We start from the raw sequence: 16,196 nt of genomic DNA, 5'->3' as shown, positions 1-16,196 counted from the left end.
GCCGAGGACGGCAAGGCCAACAGCGCCTGGAGCCCCTGGTGCGAGGCCACCGTGGACGCCACCGCGCCCGGCAGGGAGCCGGTCGTGACCTCGCCCGAGTACGCCGAGGAGGGCTGGAACGACGGCGTCGGCCTGGCCGGCACCTTCACGTTCGATCCCAACGGCGTCACCGACGTGGCCGCCTACGTCTACGGGCTGGACACCACGCCCAAGTCCGAGGTGGCGCCCGCCGCCGACGGCACGGCCACGATCGCGCTCACCCCGCGCCACGACGGCCCCAACGTCCTGTCGGTACGCAGCAAGGACCGCGCCGGCCAGCTCGGCCCGATCCGCACGTACGTCTTCAACGTCAACAGCGGCAAGGGACCGAACGGCCACTGGGCCCTGGACGAGGGCCAGGGCACCGTGGCCGCCGACGCGGCGAACGCCCACCCCGCGACGCTGTACGGGGCCACGTGGACGACCGGGAAGACGGGCATGGGCCTGCGCCTGGCCAACGCGTACGCGCAGACCTCCGGCCCGATCACCGACACCGGCCGCAACTTCACCGTCACCGCCTGGGCCCGCCTGACCGGCAACGCGGCCACCGCCACGGTCGTCACCCAGGAAGGCTCCAGGACCGGCGGCTTCGCGCTCCAGTACTCGAAGACCGACGACCGCTGGGCGCTGGTCCGCGCGGGCTCCGACGCCGACGGCGCCGCGACGGTCAAGGCTCTGTCGGCCGCCGCACCCAGGCTGAACGAGTGGACCCACCTGACCGGCGTCTACGACTCCGCCGCGGGCCAGATCTCGCTCTACGTCAACGGCAAGCTGGAGTCCGAGGTCGCCTTCACCCAGCCGTGGAACGCCACCGGGCCGCTCACCATCGGCCGCGGCAAGATCAACGGCGCCGCGGCGGAGTCCTGGCCGGGCGACGTGGACGAGGTGCGCGTGTACGGCCGGGCCATGTTCGCCGACGAGGTCGCCGACCTGGTCAACAGCGCCGCCACGCTGGTCGGCCACTGGAAGCTGGACGAGGAGTCGGGCACCTCCGCCGCGGAGTCCTCCGGCCGCTCCACGGCCGCGACGCTGGCCGGGGGCGCGTCGTGGACGTCCGGCTGGCTGGAGGGCGCGCTCGCGCTCGACGGCGTCAACGGCTACGCCCAGACCACCGGCCCCGCCGTCGGCACCAGGTCGAGCTTCACCGTGGCCGCCTGGGTCCAGCTCGACTACCTGCCCACCACCGACACCGCCGCCGTGGCCCAGCCCGGCAGCCGGACAGCCGGGTTCCAGCTCGGCTTCGACAAGGAACAGCAGCGGTGGACCCTCGGCATGAGGGCCGCCGACACCGACACCGCCGCCCTCGTACGCACCCGCTCCGACGCCATCCCCAACCCACTGGAGTGGACCCACGTCGCCGGCGTCTACGACGCCCTGGCCGGCGAACTGCGCATCTACATCAACGGCCAGCTCTCCACCACCACCATCACGTCCCACGCGAGCGCGTGGAACGCCACCGGCTCGCTGCAACTGGGCCGGACCAAGACCGCGGGCGCCTTCACCGGCTACTGGCCAGGAGTCGTGGACGACGTCCGCACGTATGACGGCGTGCTGAGCGCCGAGCAGATCGCTCAGCTGGCCGCCCAGTAAATATCCACCCACCCCAGTAAGTCCTATCTGCACCCCGACTGGGAGAGGTTCATGGACCTGCCGAGTGAGTTAGACCTGCCCGAATCCCGCTGGAATCGACCTAACGAACCCGACGAACCCGACAATCCCGACCCTTACTGGAACCGTTTCGTCAAGCCCAAGCCCGAGTCGCCCTGGCCTCGCAGACTCGCGGCGGTGCTCACCATCGCCCTCGTCGTCCCCCTCACGTACGCCATGCCCGCGCAGGCCGCGTCCCGGCCGGCCCCCTCGGTGGAGAACGAGAAGCCGATCAAGGGCAAGAGCGTCCCGGTCCTGCCTCCGATGGCCAATCCCGTCGAGAAACAGGCGTGGAAGGCGCCGCCAGGCATCGCCTGGCCCAAACCCCAGGCGGCGGAGCTGGGCGGCACCGGGGCGAGCACCCTGGCGGCGACCGGCTTCCCCGTGAAGCTGGCCCCGCAGAAAGACGCCAAAGCCGCCGCCGCCAAGGCCGAGACCTCCGACCCGGTACGCGTCGAGCTCCTCGACTCCAAACTGCTCGGCCTCGCGATGCGCGTATCGCCCGGCCAGGGAGCGAGCCTCAAGGCCGCGTCCGGCAAGAAGTCCCGCCTGCAGATCGACTACTCCGGCTTCCGCTACGCCTACGGCGGCGACTACGGCGCCCGGCTCCGCGTGGTCAAGCTGGAGGAGTGCGCCCTGACCGAGGCGGACGGCTGCGCCGCCCCCCAGCCGGTCAAGAGCGAGAACGACCCGAAGGCGGGCACGCTGACCGCCGAGTTCGAGCCGGCCGGCCTGTACGCGGTCACGGCCGCCGCCTCGGGCCAGTCCGGCGACCACTCCGCCACCTCGCTGGCCCCGTCGGCGAGCTGGGGCGTCGGCCCCCAGACCGGCGACTTCAACTGGGACTACGACCTGCGCACCCCTCCCGCGCTGGGCGGCGACGAGCCGGAGTTGTCGATCGACTACTCCTCCCAGAGCGTGGACGGTCGCACCGCCTCCACCAACAACCAGGCCTCCTGGGTCGGTGAGGGCTTCGAGCTGAACCCCAGCGGCTACATCGAGCGCCGCTACAAGTCCTGCATGGTCGACGGCAAGAAGACCGGCGACCTGTGCTGGGACGGGGAGAACGTCACCCTGTCGCTCGGCAACTCGGCCGTCGAGCTGGTCAAGGACGCCACGAGCAAGCAGTGGCGGCCCAAGCGCGACGACGGCACCCGCATCGAGTACCTCACCGGCGCCACCAACGGCGACAACAACGGTGAGTACTGGCGGGTCACCGGCGCCGACGGCACCCAGTACACCTTCGGCCTGAACCGCCTGCCCGGCTGGGTCACCGGCAAGGCGGAGACGAAGTCGGTCCAGACGGTGCCGGTGTTCGGCAACAACAGCGGTGAGCCCTGCTACAACAGCACCCCGGCCAACGCCTGGTGCCAGCAGGCGTACCGGTGGAACCTGGACTACGCGGTGGACACCCACGGCAACGCCACCACGTACTGGTACGCGCAGGAGAAGAACTACTACGGCCGTAACATGAAGCCCGAGCTGGGCACCGTGTACGACCGCGCGGGCTACCTCACCCGCATCGACTACGGCTACCTGCAGAACGAGCTGTTCACCAAGGCTCCCGCCTCCCGCGTCGTCTTCGACGTGGCCGAGCGCTGCCTGCCCAGCGGCACCATCACCTGCGCCGCCGACCAGCTCAAGAAGGAGACCGCCAGCAGCTGGCCGGACGTCCCGTTCGACCAGATCTGTGACTCCGGCGTGAAGTGCACCGACCGCCTGGCGCCGACGTTCTTCACGCGCAAGCGCCTGACCAAGGTCACCACGCAGATCATCAACGCCTCGGGCCAGTACACCCCGGTGGACTCCTGGACGCTCGCGCACCAGTTCCCCGCCTCGGGCGACGGCATGAGCCCGGCGCTGTGGCTGGCGTCGATCCAGCAGAGCGGTCACGTGGGCGGCACGATCACGCTGCCCAAGGTCACGTTCATCGGCGTCCAGCTGCCCAACCGGGTGGACGCCAACGAGGGCCGCGCTCCGCTGGTCAAGTGGCGCGTGCAGGCCGTGAACAACGAGTCCGGCGGTGAGCTGCGCGTCAACTACTCCGCCGCCGACTGCAAGCCCGGCGACGTTCCCGCCGCCGACAAGAACGCCAGGCGCTGCTTCCCGCAGCGCTGGTCACCGCCGAACGAGGCCGAGGTGACCGACTGGTTCCACAAGTACGTGGTCACGCAGACGATGGAGGTGGACCGCGTCGGCGGCGCCCCCAACGTCGTCACCGACTACGAGTACCTCGACGGGACCGCCTGGCGCTACGCCGAGAACATCCTGGTCAAGCCCGAGCACCGCACGTGGTCGGAGTTCCGGGGTTACGGCCGGGTCCGGGTGCGTCAGGGCGACGGCCAGGACACCAAGCGCACGCTGACGGAGTTCCGCTACTTCCGCGGCATGGACGGTGACAAGCAGGCCGACGGCTCCAAGCGCAGCGCGCAGGTCACGGACACCGAGGGCGTCAAGCTCGACGACCTCGACCAGTTCGCGGGCTTCGAGCGCGAGGAGGTCGTCTACGACGGCGACGGCGGGGCCATCCTTAGTGCCACGCTCGAGGCGCCCTGGTCCGTCAAGACCGCCGAGTCCACGCAGAGCGGTGTCACCAAGGCCGCGTACGTGGTCGAGCCCAAGTCCATGGTCACCCGCACCGCGCTGGAGGGAGGCAAGTGGCGTCGTACCGGCGAGGAGCGCGAGTACGACACCAAGGGCCTGCTCACCCAGGTGGAGGAGAAGGGCGACCTGGCCAGCACCGACGACGACCAGTGCACCCGCTACACCTACGCCCGCAACGACACCAGCTGGATGCTCGACTACACGAGCCGGATCCAGAAGGTCGCCGCCGGCTGCGGCACCGCCGTGTCCACGCTGGCCGCCGGTGAGGTCATCTCCGACCAGAAGGTCCAGTACGACAACAAGGCGTACGGCCAGGCGCCGACCAAGGGTGACGTGACCACCGTCGAGAACACCGTCTCCGGGGACGGCGCGACGATCGTCGAGAGCACCCACACCTACGACGCCTACGGTCGCGAGACCAGCGAGACCGACGCGCTGGGCACCAAGTCCACCACCACCTACACCCCGACGGCGGGCGCGCCCCCGACCGAGATCAAGGAGACCAACCAGCTGGGCCACGTCGAGCTCACCCTGCTCGAACCGGCCTGGGGAGAGCCGTACGCCGAGGTCGACGCGAACAACCGCCGCATCGACATGGAGTACGACGCGCTCGGCCGCCTGGTCAAGGTCTGGCAGCCCGACCGCAGCAAGGCGGCCAACCAGTCGCCCAGCACCGAGTACGCCTACTCGATGCGCACCGACGGTCCCAGCTTCGTCACCACGAAGACGCTGAACGCGGACGGCACCTACAGCGCGAGCCACGAGCTGTACGACGGCCTGATGCGCAAGCGCCAGACCCAGGAGCCCGCGCCCCGCGACGAGCAGACGCAGGACCCGGCGCTGCGTGACGGGCGCACGATCACCGACACCATCTACAACTCGCTCGGCGAGGCGGCCAAGGCGAACACCGGCTACTTCGCCACCGGGACGCCCTCCACCGACCTGCTCGCCGTGGCCGACGTGGACGTGCCCAACCAGGTCGTGGTGACCTTCGACGGCAGCGGTGACGCCAACGCGCAGATCCTCAAGGCGAAGGGCCAGGAGAAGTACCGGGTCAGCACCACGCAGCAGGGCGACCGGGTCAACATCACGCCCCCGGCCGGAGGCACCGCCACGACCCGCATCGGCGACGCGGAGGACCGGCTCATCGAGTTGCGCCAGTACAAGGGCGCCACTCCGACGGGCGAGTACGAGTCCACCAAGTACACCTACGACCACGCCGGACGCCTGTCCACGGTGACCGACGCGGCGGGCAACGTGTGGAAGCACCACTACGACATGCGTGGCCGCGAGATCAAGATGGAGGACCCCGACAAGGGGGCCACCACGATGACGTACAACGACGCCGACGAGCTGGTCACCACGACCGACTCTCGCGGCAAGACGTTGTACTACGTCTACGACGCGCTGGGCCGCAAGAAGGAGCTGCGCGACGGCTCCGCGACCGGTCCGCTGCTCGCCGAGTGGCAGTACGACGCGCTGGCCAAGGGCCACATGAACGCCAGCATCCGCTACACGGGCGGGCAGGCGTACAAGGCCGAGATCAACGCCATCGACTCCGACTACCGCACGCTGCGCGAGACCGTCACCGTCCCCGAGCGGGAGGGCAAGCTGGCGGGCTCGTACCAGCTCAACACCCGCTACACGATCGACGACCAGGTCCAGTCCGTCAGCTTCCCGGCCGCGGGCGGCCTGGCGGAGGAGCAGGTCGTCTACACCTACGACGAGCTCAGCCAGCCGACCAAGGTCAGCGGCCTGAACACGTACGTGACCGCGACCCGCTACTCCAAGCTGGGCGAGACCCTGCAGCAGGAGCTGAGCACGGGAGGCAAGAAGACCTGGGTCACCTACACCCATGACGAGGGCACCCGCAGGATGTCCAGGATGCGGGTGGACAGGGAGGGCGCCGCGGCGACCGACCTGGACCTCAACTACAGCTACGACGCGGTCGGCAACATCACCAAGATCGCCGACAAGGGCGCGAGCGGCCAGGACACGCAGTGCTTCAAGTACGACCATCTGCGCCGGATGACCTCGGCGTGGACGGGCACCGACGACTGCGCCAGCGGTAGCCCGCAGTCCGACAAGATCGGCGGCGTGGCCCCGTACGCGCTCAGCTACGAGTACGACGCCACCGGCAACCGGACCAAGGAGATCAAGCACGCCTGGGGCGGCGCGGGCGAGACCACCCGTACCTCCACCTACCCGGCGGCGGGCGCCAAGCAGCCGCACGCGCTCCAGACCGTCGGGTCGGACCTCTTCGAGTACGACGCCGCGGGCAACACCACCAGGCGCAAGGTCGGCAACTCCGACCAGAGCCTGGTCTGGGACGCCGAGGGCAACCTGGAGTCGGTGACGGAGGCGGGCAAGACGACGTCCTTCGTGTACAACGCGGAGGGCGACCGGCTGATCCGCAAGACGCCGACCGACTCCACGCTCTACATCGACGACATCGAGTTGCGCTTCGACTTCGCCAAGGACGCCGTCGAGCAGACTCGCTACTACACCATCGGCGGCGAGCCCATCGCGGTGCGCACGCCGGACAACCAGGTCTACTTCCTGGTCAACGACCACCAGGGCACCGCTCAGGCGGCGGTGAACGCCGCGACCGGTGAGCTGGCCGTACGGAGGACGACGCCGTTCGGCGAGAACCGGGGATCGCCACCGGCGTTCTGGCCGGGGCAGCGCGGATTCGTGGGAGGCACGCAGGATTCCACGACCGGGCTGGTCCACCTCGGGGCCCGCGAGTACGACCCCAAGAACGGGCGCTTCCTGTCGGTCGACCCCGTCATGGAGGAGCAGAACCCGCAGCAGCTCAACGCCTACGCCTACGCCAACAACAGCCCCGTCACCATGAGCGACCCCGACGGCCAGCTGTTCTGGTTCGTCGCGGCGATCGTGGTGCGGGTCTCGGCGCAGATCATCGCCAGGAGGCTGGCGATGGCCGCCGCCAGGCGGGCCGCCATCGCGGCGGCGCGTGCGGCGGCGAGAAGGGCCGCCCTCGCGGCGGCACGGCGCCGGGCACTGGCGGAGGCCAGGCGGAGAGCCGCGGCCGAGGCCAAGAAGCGGGCCCTGGAGGCGGCGCGGAAGAAGGCCGCGGCCGCGGCCAGGAAGAAGCTCCAGGAACAGGCCAAGAAGAGGGCGGCCGAGCGGGCCAGGAAGGCGGCCACGGCACGGGCACAGCGGCGGGCCGCGGCGGCGGCGAAGAGAGAGGCGAGGAGAAAGGCCGCTGAGCAGGCGGCCAAGCGCCGGGCCGCGGCGGCGGCCAGGACGCGCAACAGGCGGGCCGGCCGGCTCCCCAGCGGGATCCAGCGGGCACGGCAGCGTCCGGCGCAGCGGCCGACCAGCCACAGGGCGCAGCAGCGGCAGTCGCCGCCCAGGGACAGCCGGCAGCCGATGCAGCCACGGCCGAGCCAGATCTACCGCAACGACGGCTCGACCCAGCCGACGCAGTCCTACACCGTCTACCGAGACGGCCGGATGTATCCGGACGGACCGCCGCCCGCGGCCCGGCCCGGCGGCTCCGGCCAGGGTGAACGTCAGATCTTCCGGCCGGAGAAGATCGAGCCCGAGAACACAAGGACGGGCACGATCGCCGAAACCGGCTTCAAGGTCAACCAGTATCTCGACAAGAGCGGAATAGCCGACGCGCTCGACATCATCATCTGGGGCTTGGGAGGTTAGCCCCTACTGATCGGACACCGGCGCGGGACCCTCACGGGTTCTGCGCCGGTGGCGTTTTCGGGTGTCATGTCACTAGAATCTTGTTCGGTAATGAACTCGAGGAGGCAGCGTGGGCGCGTTCGATCTCAGTGGGAAGCAGGCTCTGGTCACGGGAGCGTCGAAGGGGATCGGGCGGGGCATCGCGCTCGCCTACGCCGAGGCGGGGGCCGACGTGGCGCTCGTGTCCCGCTCGGCCGAGAGCCTGGCCGAGGTGGCCAAGGAGGTCGAGGCGCTGGGCAGGCGCGCGGTCGTCATCCCCGCCGATCTCACCGACCGCGACGCCGCCGCGGGGGCCGTCGCGGCGGCGATCGACGGGCTCGGGCACCTCGACATCGTGGTCAACAACGCGGGCGGCTCCAACTTCCTCGTCGAGTTCAAGGACCTGCGGCTGTCGGGCTGGGACAAGCTGATGCGGCTCAACCTCGACTCGGCCATGATCGTCTGCCACAGCGTCGCGCCCCACCTGCTGGAGCGGGGTGGCGGCACGGTCATCAACGTGGCGTCGGTGGCGGCGCTCGGCGCGCCCTTCCTCGCCCCGTACGCCGCCGCCAAGGCCGGGCTGGTGGCGCTGACCAAGACGCTGGCCGTGGAGTGGGCGCGGGCGGGGGTGCGGGTCAACGCGCTGTGCCCCGGCTGGACGGCCACCGACCTCAACCGGAACCTCTGGGAGGACGAGACCTCCGGCGCCGCCACGGTCGCCACCGTGCCCATGCGGCGCTGGGGGACGGTGGCGGAGATGGCCCAGCCGGCCGTGTTCCTGGCCAGCTCGGCTTCCGCGTACATGACGGGCCAGGTGCTGTTCGTGGACGGCGGCGCCACCGCCATCTAATTGTGTACGCGATTATTCGCCGGCCAATGCCAGTTTTATAGCCGACATTGGCGAAATGCCGCCTTTATGGGGAGCTTTAGCGAAGCCGTCTTCGGTTTTCGGCGGATATAGGCATACGACATTGAGTGCTTGCGGCCGTGAACCGGGCTACCGTGTGGTCCGTGCAGCTCTACACGAGATCGGCCGGAACCGGGCTCCCGGTTGTGCTGCTTCACGCGTTCCCGCTCTCGTCGGCCATGTGGCTGGCCCAGCGCGAGGGACTGGCCAAGGCCTGCAGGGTCATCACACCCGACCTGCGCGGCTTCGGCGGGTCCCGCCTGGGCGACGACGAGCCGTCGCTCGACCTGATGGCCGACGACGTCGCCAGGCTGCTCGATGACGAGGGCATCGAGCGGGCGGTGGTGGGCGGGCTGTCGATGGGCGGCTACGTGACCATGGCGTTCTGCCGCCGGCACCCCGACCGGGTGCTCGGCGTGATCCTGGCCGACACCAAGGCCGGCGCCGACCCGCCCCCGGCGCGGGACAACAGGGAGCGCATCGCGCAGGCCGTGCTCTCCGAGGGCAGCGAGGTGCTGGTCAGCGAGGTGCTCCCGGCGCTCATCGGGCCGACCACGAGGGAGCGGCGGGCCATGGTGTTCGGGCGCGTCAAGGGGCTCGTGCAGTCCGCGCCGCCGGGCGCGGTCGCCTGGGCGCAACGGGCGATGGCCGCGCGGCCCGACTCGTTCGACACGCTGAGCGCGCTGAAGGTGCCGCTGCTGGTCGTGGTGGGGGAGGAGGACGAGCTCTCGCCACCCGCCGACGCGGAGGCGATGGCGCGCGCCGTACCCGACGGGCGACTGGAGATCATCCCGAAGGCCGGCCATCTGAGCGCGGTGGAGCAGCCCGAGGCGTTCAACACGGCGATCACCGAATTCCTCCGCACCGACCTCGCCACCCCCCGCCCCTGACCCCACCCGGCGGTCGGCTGCCCGCCCACGCACCCATCCCCGGCCCGAGGGAGTGCACCCGTCTCCGGTCCCAAGGACCTCAGCCCTCCCTCACCCGAAGGACCTCAGCCCTCCCTCTCCCCGAAGGACCTCAGCCGGAGTGAGACGGGCGACGGGGGCGTGGTCGGCAACTGGACTCGGCCCTTCCCCGGGAGGCCCTCAGACGTGGTCCTGGCGCGGCAGGACCACCTCACGGACGATCAACGCGATGGCCGCCGCCACCGGAATGGCCAGCAGCGCTCCGACGATCCCCAGCAGCGCCCCGCCGAACAGCGCGGCGATCACCGTCACCGCCGGCGCCACGTCCACCGAGCGCTTCATCACCCTCGGATAGATGAAGTAGTTCTCGACCTGCTGATAGATCACGAAGAAGACCGCGCACGCGATCCCCGCGGGCACCGACTGCAGCAGCGCGACGCCGGTCACGAGCACCGCGCCGATCGTGGCGCCCACCAGCGGGATCAGGTCCGTCAGCGCCACGACCAGGGCGAGCGCGAGCGCGTACTGCACTCCGGCGATGGACAGGAAGATCCAGGTCAGGAAGCCCGCGATGACCGAGATGAGCACGTTGCCCGCCACGTACCCGCCGATGCCGGAGAGGATCTGCTCGCTGATCGCCCTCGTCCGGGTCCTGCGGGAGGCCGGTACGAGCTTGAGCAGGTAGTCCTTGATCGTCTGCAGCGAGCCGAGGAAGTAGAGCATGAGCACCAGCAGCGTCACCGTGGTGTAGACGCCGTTCAGCACCACCAGCCCCGCGCCCATGATGCCGCTGGCCAGCGACGGCCCCAGCGTGGACGTCACGAACGTCTTGAGCTGCGCCAGGATCTGGTACTCGGAGTCGAGCTGGTGCAGCGTCGGGTTCTTGCCGAGCTCGGTGACGTACGTGGGCACCGCCGCCACGAACTCCGACAGCTGCTGGCTCACCGGCGGCACCACGGCCAGGCCGAACAGCGCGAACGCCACGATGACCCCGGCGAACACGATCGAGATCGCGCCCCGCCGGGCCAGGCCGCGACGCTGGAGGGCCTCGACGGCCGGGTTGAGGCCGACGGCCAGGAACATCGCCACGACGACCAGGATGATCGTGCTCAGCGACGCGACGACCATCTGGGCGATCGCGATCGCCGTCAGCACCCCCAGCCCGCCGACCAGCCCGAACAGGAAGGGGCCGCGGGCGAGTGGCTTCCCGGGCAGTCCGTACGGCTGAGGGCCGCCGTCGCCCTCCTGGGCCGTGGCAGCTCTCTTTGCGGTCGTGGATTCTGCGGACTCGGTGGGCTCCGGGGCGGTGGGATCGACATCCGCGGACAAGGCGACACTCCCGAGATTGTCGGTAAACAGCAAAGAGAGAGCCTAGCGACCATCGGATCGCCAGGCTCTCTCCAACCTGCTCTTCAGCCCCCGTGTGCAGTCCCGACCTGTGGGCCGGTGGTTACTCCTGCCACCATTCGGCGTCGTCCTCGGACTTGCTCTCGACCTTCGCCGCGGGCGTCGTGGCCGGGGCCTCGGCCACGGGAGCGGCGAGTGCCGGCTTGGCCGGGGCCGCCGTGACCGCGGGCTCCGGCTCCATGCCGGGCAGGGCCGCGCCGCCGAGCAGCTGGCGCAGCTGGGCGAGGTGGCTGGTGATGCTGTCGCGCTGGCGGGTGAGCTCGTCGACCTGGCGCTGCATGGTCGTGCGGGTGCGCTCGGCCTCGTTCTTCGCCTCGGTGACGATCGTGTCGGCGCTCGTCTTGGCCTCGGCGACGATCGTCTCGGAGCTCTTGCGGGCGTTGGCGACAAGCTGCTTGGCGTGCAGGTCCGCCTCGCGGCGGGTCTGCTCGGCCTGCTGGGTGGCCTTCGTGGCCCGCGACTCGGCCGTGGCCGCGCGCTGTTCGGCCTCGGCGACCATGCGCTGGGTGTTGGCCTGCGCGGTGGCGTGGCGCTCGGCCTCCTGGCGCTCGGCCTCCTCGCGGCGGGAGGCGAGCTGGATCTCGAACTCCGCCTCGTCCTGCGCCCGCTTGGCCTCCGACTCCTCCAGCACCCGCTGAGCCTGCGCGCGCATCTCGTCGGCCTGCCGCTTGGCGGTGGTCAGCACCTCGTCGCGCTCGCGCTTGGTCGAGGCCCGCAGCTGGGCGACCTCGCGCTCGGCGGTGGTGCGGAGCTTGGCGATCTCCCGCTCGGCGTCGGCCCGCTTCTCCGCCACCTCGTGGTCGGCGGTGGCCCGCAGCTTGGCGACCTCGCGATCGGTGGTGTTGGTCAGCTCGTCGGCCTCGCGGCGGGCGGTCGAGCGGGTCTCCTCGGCGTCGCGGTCGGCGGCGGAGCGCATCTCGTCGCTCTCCCGCGTGGCCACGGCGCGCTTCTCCGCGGCCTCGGCCTCGGCGGCGGCCCGCATGTCGGCGGCCTCGACCTTGGCCGCGGCCTTGATCTCGTTGGCCTCGGACCTGGCGGCCTGGACGAGCTCCGTGGCCTGCTCCTCGGCCAGGCGGAGCAGCTGCTCGATGCGGGCGCCGAGACCGGAGTAGGTGGGGCGCTCCTGCTCCTGCAACTGGCGCTGGGAGTCGGACAGGTCGCGCTGCAGGCTCGTCACCTGCTCGCGGGACTGCCGTAGCTCTCCGTCTAGCTGCTTCAGATGATCGTGGACCTGATGCCGGTCGTAACCGCGGAGCACCACGTCGAACTCGCGTGCGGGGGCGTCCTCGAAGAAATTGTTGAGCTGGGCGTCGATGTCGGACTGCATGGAGGCTCAATCCTGGGTTGTCGAGACGGCTACACGGGCCGGACGGGGGGTTCGGGGCATCCGATCCAGGAGCCTGTGCCAAAGGGCAGGCTCCATGTCCGGTGGAAGGTCAAGCGTACTCCGCTGGTGCCACCTGCGAAGCCCCGTCCAACTTTCTGCGTGACTAGTTACATATGAACGTTTTTTAACATTTGTCAGGTCCGGTGTTAGGGCTTGGCCGCCTGCACCAACTCCGTCAGCATTCCTCCCACGTCCTTGGGGTGCAGGAACGCGATCTCGGAGCCCATCGACCCGTGCCTGGGACGCTCGTCCAGGAGCCTCACACCCTTCTCGTTGATCTTAGCCATCGCCAGGGCGACATCGGGAACCCCGAATGCCACATGATGGACGCCCTCGCCACGCTTAGCGAGGAATTTTCCCACAGGGGAGTCCTCAGAGAGAGGTTCCAGAAGCTGAATGTAGGAGCCCCCACCTTCGCCGTCGGAGATGCGCAGCATGGCCTCCTTCACGCCCTGCTCCTCGTTGACCTCCCTGGCGACCACGGTCAGCTCGAACGTCTCCGAGAAGAACGCGATCTTCTCTTCGATGTCCTTGCACGCGATTCCGATGTGGTCGATCCGCATGAACATATGTGGCCCACCTCCATAGCGAGCGTCCGCCTACTCGTGGGTATGGTGTCAAAGAACCCGACGTGAGCGTAGGAGGCCCCCGTCATGTCCAGTTCCGTCATCGTGGCCGGAGCTCGCACGCCCATCGGCAAGCTCCTGGGATCCCTGTCCGGGCTGGCCGCCGTGGACCTCGGGGGCGTCGCCATCAAGGCCGCGCTGGAGCGTGCCAGGGTCGCGCCGGAGGCCGTCGAGTACGTCATCATGGGCCAGGTCCTGCAGGCCGGCGCGGGCCAGATCCCCTCCCGCCAGGCTGCCGTCAAGGCCGGCATCCCCATGACGGTCCCCTCCGTCACCATCAACAAGGTCTGCCTGTCGGGCCTGGACGCCATCGCGCTGGCCGACCAGCTCATCCGCGCGGGCGAGTTCGACATCGTGGTGGCCGGCGGCATGGAGTCCATGACCAACGCCCCCCACCTCCTGCCCGGCCTGCGCAGGGGCGTCAAGTACGGCGGTTCGCAGGTCGTCGACTCGATGGCCCACGACGGCCTGTTCTGCGCGTTCGACCAGCGCGCGATGGGCGAGTCGACCGAGCACTACAACGCCCGGCTCGGCATCGGCCGGGAGGAGCAGGACGCGCTGTCGGCCCGCTCCCACCAGCTGGCCGCCGCCGCCATCAAGAACGGCCTCTTCGACGAGGAGATCGTCCCGGTGGAGATCCCGCAGCGCCGCGGCGAGCCGCTGATCGTCAAGGAGGACGAGGGCGTACGCGGTGACACCACCCCGGAGACCTTGGCCAAGCTTCGCCCGGCCTTCGCCGCCGACGGCACGATCACGGCCGGCTCCGCCTCGCAGATCTCCGACGGGGCCTGCGCCGTCGTGGTCATGTCGAAGTCGAAGGCCGAGGAGCTGGGCCTGGAGTGGCTGGCGGAGGTCGGCAGGCACGGCAACGTCGCGGGCCCGGACGCGTCCCTGCAGTCCCAGCCGGCCAACGCCATCAAGCACGCGCTGTCGAAGCAGGGCGCGACGGCCGGCGACCTGGACCTGGTGGAGATCAACGAGGCCTTCGCCAGCGTGGTCCTGCAGTCCGCCAAGGAGCTGGGCGTGCCGCTGGACAAGGTAAACGTCAACGGGGGCGGCATCGCCCTGGGCCACCCGATCGGGGCCTCGGGCGCGCGGATCGTGCTGACGCTGGCGTACGAGCTGAAGCGCCGGGGCGGCGGCCTGGGCGCGGCCGGGCTCTGCGGCGGCGGCGGCCAGGGTGACGCGCTGATCATCTCGGTCCCCAAGCAGTAGGAGTCTTCGCGGGCCCCGGGGAGAGCCCCCGGGCCCTTCTCGCGCTCGGCGATGTAAAGAATTCTAGACACGAAGTCCGGGATGTTTTACATTCGAGGCATGGCATCCGAAGAGAGACGCGCGTGGATCATGGCCGTGGTCTCGGTCTGCGCGTACGGCACGTACATCGCGATCATCCTCGGCCGAGCGGGCGGCACCTCCATCGCGGAGGTGCCCTACGCGGCGACGCTGCTGTGGAGCATCGGGGGTGCGATCGCGGCGACGATCGTCCTCGACATAGCGCTCTCGGCGGTCTTCCGCCGAGGCGCCGGGATGAAGGACCAGCGTGACCGCGAGATCTGGCGCTACGGCCAATACGCCGGCCAGTGGTGCCTCGTTCTGGGCGGGCTGGCGGCGTTGTGGATGGCCCTGGCCGAGGTCGACTACTTCTGGATCGCGAACGTGATCTACCTGGCGTTCGTGCTCTCGTCGGTGCTGGGGTCCGCGCTGAAGATCGTCGCCTACCGCCGGGGCCTGCCGTCATGGTGAAGTCCACCAAGGTCACGAACTCGATCCGGGCCCTGCGGTTCGCCCGCGGGGAGATGACGCAGGCGGAGCTGGCCGAACGGGTCGGCGTGACCAGGCAGACCATCATCGCCGTCGAGCAGGGCCGCTACTCGCCCTCCTTGGAGATGGCGTTCCAGATCGCGCGGGTTTTCGGGGTCCCGCTCGATGACGTGTTCCAGTATCCAGAGGGAGAGTGACCATGAAGGCGATCGTTCAGGACGAGTACGGGCCCGCCGATGTCTTGAAATTTCGGGACATCGAGAAGCCGTCGCCCGGTGAGACCGACGTGCTGTTACGCGTGCGCGCGGCCGGGCTCGACATGGGCGTCTGGCACATGATGACCGGCATCCCGTACCTGATGCGTCCGGCGATCGGGCTGCGTAAGCCCAAGGGCCGGCCCGGCACCGACGTCGCGGGGGTCGTCGAGGCGGTCGGCGCGGGCGTGACCCGGTTCCGGCCCGGCGACCGGGTGTTCGGCACGTGCGGCGGCGGGGCCTTCGCCGAGTACGCGTGCGCCCGCGAGGACCGGCTCGCGCCGATCCCGGGCGACCTCGCGTTCGAGCCCGCCGCGGCAGTGCCGACCTCGGCCATCACCGCCCTCCAGGCGCTGCGCGACCAGGCCCGGGTGCGGGCGGGGCAGCGGGTGCTGGTCATCGGCGCGGGCGGGGGAGTGGGGACGTACGCGGTGCAGCTCGCCAAGGCGTCCGGGGCGGAGGTCACGGGCGTGTGCAGCGCGGCGAAGGCGGACCTCGTACGGTCGATCGGCGCGGCCGAGGTCGTCGACTACGCCCGCGAGGACTTCGCCGGCCGGGGGAGCCGCTACGACGTCATCGTCGACACGGCGGGCAACCGCCCGCTGCGCCACCTGCGCCGCGCCCTCACGCCCCGCGGAACGGTGGTCATCGTCGGCGGCGAACGCGGCGGGCGGTGGCTGGCCGGCACCGACCGCCAGCTCCGGACGGTGCTGCTGGACCCGTTCGCCCGCCAGCGGCTCCGCGTGGTCTTCATGTCGTTCCGGGAGGCCGACCTGCGAGCCGTGGCGGAGCTCGTCGGCTCCGGTCAGGTCACGCCGGTGGTCGACCGGACGTACCCGCTCAGCGAGGTCCCCGAGGCCGTCCGCAGCCTGGAACGGGGACAGGTGCGCGGCAAGGCCGTCATCACCGTCTGAGCCCCGCCGGCCCGGACAGCGCGATGCCCCGGTCCGACCA

Annotated in this window: 11 protein-coding genes; 8 read left to right on the top strand and 3 right to left on the bottom strand. The window is 70.2% G+C overall.

Translation table 11 applies throughout. The annotated features are described in order from the left end of the window. The 4 genes from ACIHFD_RS24750 to ACIHFD_RS24735 all read left to right on the top strand — a co-directional run. On the top strand, positions 1–1,629 hold a 1,629-nt coding region (locus tag ACIHFD_RS24750; protein ID WP_397368875.1), incomplete at its 5' end, for a LamG domain-containing protein. Between the two features lie 195 nt (positions 1,630–1,824). Then, on the top strand, positions 1,825–7,974 hold the full coding sequence (locus tag ACIHFD_RS24745) for an RHS repeat domain-containing protein (protein WP_397368874.1): 6,150 nt from the start codon (positions 1,825–1,827) through the stop codon (positions 7,972–7,974). 109 nt (positions 7,975–8,083) lie between these two features. Continuing rightward, entirely contained in the window at positions 8,084–8,842 is a 759-nt protein-coding gene (locus ACIHFD_RS24740) for an SDR family NAD(P)-dependent oxidoreductase (protein WP_397368873.1), read from the top strand. Between the two features lie 161 nt (positions 8,843–9,003). Further along, the gene (locus ACIHFD_RS24735; RefSeq protein WP_357754800.1) at positions 9,004–9,789 is read left to right on the top strand and encodes an alpha/beta fold hydrolase; all 786 of its coding nucleotides are present in this window, start codon (positions 9,004–9,006) and stop codon (positions 9,787–9,789) included. Positions 9,790–9,987: 198 nt separating this feature from the next. Here ACIHFD_RS24735 and ACIHFD_RS24730 read toward each other — a convergent pair whose 3' ends face one another. From ACIHFD_RS24730 to mce, 3 genes are all read right to left on the bottom strand, one after another. After that, positions 9,988–11,136, bottom strand: a complete 1,149-nt coding sequence (locus tag ACIHFD_RS24730) for an AI-2E family transporter (protein ID WP_363962804.1) — start codon at positions 11,134–11,136, stop codon at positions 9,988–9,990. A 121-nt stretch (positions 11,137–11,257) separates the two neighbouring features. After that, a complete protein-coding gene (locus ACIHFD_RS24725) occupies positions 11,258–12,541 on the bottom strand; it encodes a DivIVA domain-containing protein (RefSeq protein ID WP_350730055.1) in 1,284 nt (427 codons plus the stop codon). A gap of 206 nt (positions 12,542–12,747) precedes the next feature. Continuing rightward, positions 12,748–13,170 carry a methylmalonyl-CoA epimerase gene (mce, locus tag ACIHFD_RS24720; RefSeq protein WP_397368872.1) on the bottom strand — a complete coding sequence of 141 codons (423 nt, stop codon included), beginning with the start codon at positions 13,168–13,170 and terminating at the stop codon, positions 12,748–12,750. Between the two features lie 84 nt (positions 13,171–13,254). Between mce and ACIHFD_RS24715 the strand changes: the two genes are divergently transcribed. The 4 genes from ACIHFD_RS24715 (at position 13,255) to ACIHFD_RS24700 (ending at position 16,156) form a co-directional block, all read left to right on the top strand. Then, entirely contained in the window at positions 13,255–14,442 is a 1,188-nt protein-coding gene (locus tag ACIHFD_RS24715; RefSeq protein WP_397368871.1) for an acetyl-CoA C-acetyltransferase, read from the top strand. Between the two features lie 99 nt (positions 14,443–14,541). Then, a complete protein-coding gene (locus ACIHFD_RS24710) occupies positions 14,542–14,970 on the top strand; it encodes a hypothetical protein (RefSeq protein ID WP_397368870.1) in 429 nt (142 codons plus the stop codon). After that, the gene (locus ACIHFD_RS24705) at positions 14,964–15,185 is read left to right on the top strand and encodes a helix-turn-helix transcriptional regulator (protein WP_397368869.1); all 222 of its coding nucleotides are present in this window, start codon (positions 14,964–14,966) and stop codon (positions 15,183–15,185) included. The genes ACIHFD_RS24710 and ACIHFD_RS24705 overlap by 7 nt, the downstream gene beginning before the upstream one ends. A 2-nt stretch (positions 15,186–15,187) precedes the next feature. Continuing rightward, positions 15,188–16,156: an NAD(P)-dependent alcohol dehydrogenase gene (locus ACIHFD_RS24700; RefSeq protein ID WP_397368868.1), complete on the top strand. Its 969-nt coding sequence runs from the start codon at positions 15,188–15,190 to the stop codon at positions 16,154–16,156. Positions 16,157–16,196: the final 40 nt, after the last annotated feature.

It is taken from the genome of Nonomuraea sp. NPDC051941, assembly GCF_044593615.1.
This window is presented reverse-complemented; position numbering and strand designations above follow the sequence as displayed.

What these genes read in the sequence shown, in the direction of transcription:
- ACIHFD_RS24725 (WP_350730055.1), bottom strand. Translation starts at nt 12,541, where the DNA reads ATGCAGTCCGACATCGACGCCCAGCTCAACAATTTCTTCGAGGACGCC.
- mce (WP_397368872.1), bottom strand. Translation starts at nt 13,170, where the DNA reads ATGTTCATGCGGATCGACCACATCGGAATCGCGTGCAAGGACATCGAA.
- ACIHFD_RS24715 (WP_397368871.1), top strand. Translation starts at nt 13,255, where the DNA reads ATGTCCAGTTCCGTCATCGTGGCCGGAGCTCGCACGCCCATCGGCAAG.
- ACIHFD_RS24710 (WP_397368870.1), top strand. Translation starts at nt 14,542, where the DNA reads ATGGCATCCGAAGAGAGACGCGCGTGGATCATGGCCGTGGTCTCGGTC.
- ACIHFD_RS24705 (WP_397368869.1), top strand. Translation starts at nt 14,964, where the DNA reads ATGGTGAAGTCCACCAAGGTCACGAACTCGATCCGGGCCCTGCGGTTC.
- ACIHFD_RS24700 (WP_397368868.1), top strand. Translation starts at nt 15,188, where the DNA reads ATGAAGGCGATCGTTCAGGACGAGTACGGGCCCGCCGATGTCTTGAAA.